The organism is Pigmentiphaga sp., from assembly GCF_019689535.1.
Classification (GTDB): Bacteria; Pseudomonadota; Gammaproteobacteria; order Burkholderiales; family Burkholderiaceae_B; genus Pigmentiphaga.
In genome coordinates, this window is the sequence record NZ_JADGHH010000328.1 from 1 (window position 1) to 2,236 (window position 2,236).

Below are 2,236 nucleotides of genomic sequence, written 5' to 3' on the forward strand. Positions count from 1 at the left end.
CCGGCGCGCCGTCCGCGACGACGACGTCGCAGCCGGCCTCGCGCAGGGCGCATCGCAACGCGTCGTAAGCCCTGCGCGCCGCCGCGCGCAACCCTTGCGCATCGCGCATCCACTGCTCGGGCTGCATCCACGGGTTGATGCGGTAGCGAACTTCATAGTGGGCCGGATCGACCATGAGGAACTTGGCTGTGGCATTCACGCTTTGCTCCTTGCCTTCGCACATTGCGAACCGTCATGACGCCCATTCTGCTCGTCCGTCGCGCCAAACGCGAGCCGGCAGAACGGCACATCCCGCGCGCAGGGATGTCGAATCGACAGACTCTGCTATCGTTTTGCCATCCGCCCTGCAGGTATCGCCATGGACGAAATCGACCATCGCCTGATCGCCCTGCTGCGCGACAATGCGCGCACGCCCGCTTCCCTGCTGGCCCGCAAGCTCGGCGTCTCGCGCGGCACGGTGCAGAACCGGATCACGCGCCTGGAAAAAGAAGGCGTCATCGTCGGCTATACCTTGCGCTTGCGCCCTGGCGTCGAGCCCAAAGGCATACGCGCCTGGATGAGCATCGCCGTAGGAGGCAACACTGCCCGGCGGGTCCTGGAGGCTTTGCGCGGAGAGCCGGCAATCCAGGCGCTGCATACGACGAACGGCCGCTGGGACATCCTGGCCGAACTGCGTGCGCAGAACATCGAGGACTTCGATCGGGCCCTCGAGCGCATCAGGCTGATCCCGGGCATTACCAGCACCGAGACCAGCATCCTCCTGTCCACTTACGTTTGACCGCCCACGCCCTTTATGCCCCCTCAGGCCCGCTCTTACCCCTTCCGCCAAGTAGACGTGTTCAGCGCGGTTCCGCTGCGCGGCAATCCGCTCGCGGTGGTCCACGATGCAGATGACCTCCCCGAAGACAAAATGGCGGCCTTTGCGCGCTGGACCGGCTTGAGCGAGACCACGTTCCTACTCCGCCCGACCGTCGCAGGGGCCGACTATCGCGTACGCATATTTACGCCTTCCGGAGAGCTGCCGTTTGCCGGCCACCCCACCCTCGGCAGTTGCCATGCGTGGCTGCGGGCGGGAGGACGCCCCGTAAGCTCCGACGTCGTTCAGCAATGCGGCGTGGGCTTGGTAAGGATCCGGCGCCGGTCGGGCCGCCTCGCCTTCGCCGCCCCCCCGCTGCGGCGCTCCGGCGAGGTCGAGCCTGCCGTTCTCGCGCAGGCTGTACGGGGCCTGGGCATAGCACCGGAAGCGGTGGTCGCCGCAAACTGGGTAGACAATGGGCCGGCTTGGCTAGCCATCATGCTTGCCTCGCGCGCGCAAGTGCTCTCGCTGCGGCCGGATTTTCCGGCGCTGGGCAAGCTCAAAGTCGGTGTCGTCGGGCCGTGGGATCCGGCCACCGACGGCCCGGAAGCGCAATTCGAAGTGCGGGCCTTCGCGCCCGGCCTGGGGGTACCCGAAGACCCGGTGACCGGCAGCCTGAACGCAGGCATCGCGCAGTGGCTGACCAGCGCCGGATTGGCGCCCGCGTCCTATGTGTCCAGCCAGGGCACGGCCCTGGGACGCGCCGGGCGCGTCTACGTCGAACGTGCGGACGGAGACATCTGGATAGGCGGCGACGTCGCCGATTGCGTCACCGGCGACGTCCTTCTCTGACGGCGCGCCGCACGAGACCGCAGGCTGCTATTCCGGCAGGATTTCCAGCACGGTTTCCATCGGCCGGCACAGCCGCGTGCCACGCGGCGTCACCACGATGGGACGGTTGATCAAGATGGGATGCTGCATCATGAAATCGATCAGCTCGTCATCGCTCCATTTGGGGTCGCCCAGGCCAAGTTCGTCGTAAGGCGTGCCCTTCACCCGCATCGCCTCCCGCACCGGAATCCCCATTGCGGCGATGAGCGACTTAAGGGTGTCGCGGCTGGGCGGCGTTTTCATGTATTCGATCACGGTCGGCTCGTAGCCGCGCTCCCTGAGCAAGGCCAGAACCTTGCGTGACGTACCGCATGCCGGATTGTGATAGATGGTGATGTCGCTCATGGCATAAGTCCCGAATCATGAAATCTGCAGCGCGCTCAAGACATCTCGCGCTGACCGCATGATATCCCGGCGCGGGGCCGAGGGGCCGGGGCGTTTTGTGCAGTGCAATCTGATGCTGCTAAGCTATTTCCTTCGCCTCCAACGGCGCTGCAGTCTTCTTCGCCTTCATGAACCCTCCCTCCCCGGCGCAACCCGCCCAACAAC

Annotated in this window: 2 protein-coding genes and 2 pseudogenes; 2 read left to right on the forward strand and 2 right to left on the reverse strand. The window is 65.7% G+C overall.

Translation table 11 applies throughout. From position 1 onward, the window contains the following. Nucleotides 1–199: pseudogene (locus IRZ12_RS17355) on the reverse strand (amidinotransferase); the annotation flags it as partial. A gap of 159 nt (nucleotides 200–358) precedes the next feature. Between IRZ12_RS17355 and IRZ12_RS17360 the strand changes: the two are divergent. Both IRZ12_RS17360 and IRZ12_RS17365 read left to right on the forward strand, forming a co-directional pair. Continuing rightward, on the forward strand, nucleotides 359–778 hold the full coding sequence (locus IRZ12_RS17360; protein WP_296471292.1) for an Lrp/AsnC family transcriptional regulator: 420 nt from the start codon (nucleotides 359–361) through the stop codon (nucleotides 776–778). A 15-nt stretch (nucleotides 779–793) separates the two neighbouring features. Beyond that, on the forward strand, nucleotides 794–1,648 hold the full coding sequence (locus IRZ12_RS17365) for a PhzF family phenazine biosynthesis protein (RefSeq protein ID WP_296471295.1): 855 nt from the start codon (nucleotides 794–796) through the stop codon (nucleotides 1,646–1,648). A 30-nt stretch (nucleotides 1,649–1,678) separates the two neighbouring features. Here IRZ12_RS17365 and arsC read toward each other — a convergent pair. Then, nucleotides 1,679–2,032 (reverse strand): annotated as a pseudogene (gene arsC, locus IRZ12_RS17370) (arsenate reductase (glutaredoxin)); the annotation flags it as partial. Nucleotides 2,033–2,236: the final 204 nt, after the last annotated feature.

Coding starts and splice junctions, on each gene's coding strand:
- IRZ12_RS17365 (WP_296471295.1), top strand. CDS start 794: ATGCCCCCTCAGGCCCGCTCTTACCCCTTCCGCCAAGTAGACGTGTTC.
- IRZ12_RS17360 (WP_296471292.1), top strand. CDS start 359: ATGGACGAAATCGACCATCGCCTGATCGCCCTGCTGCGCGACAATGCG.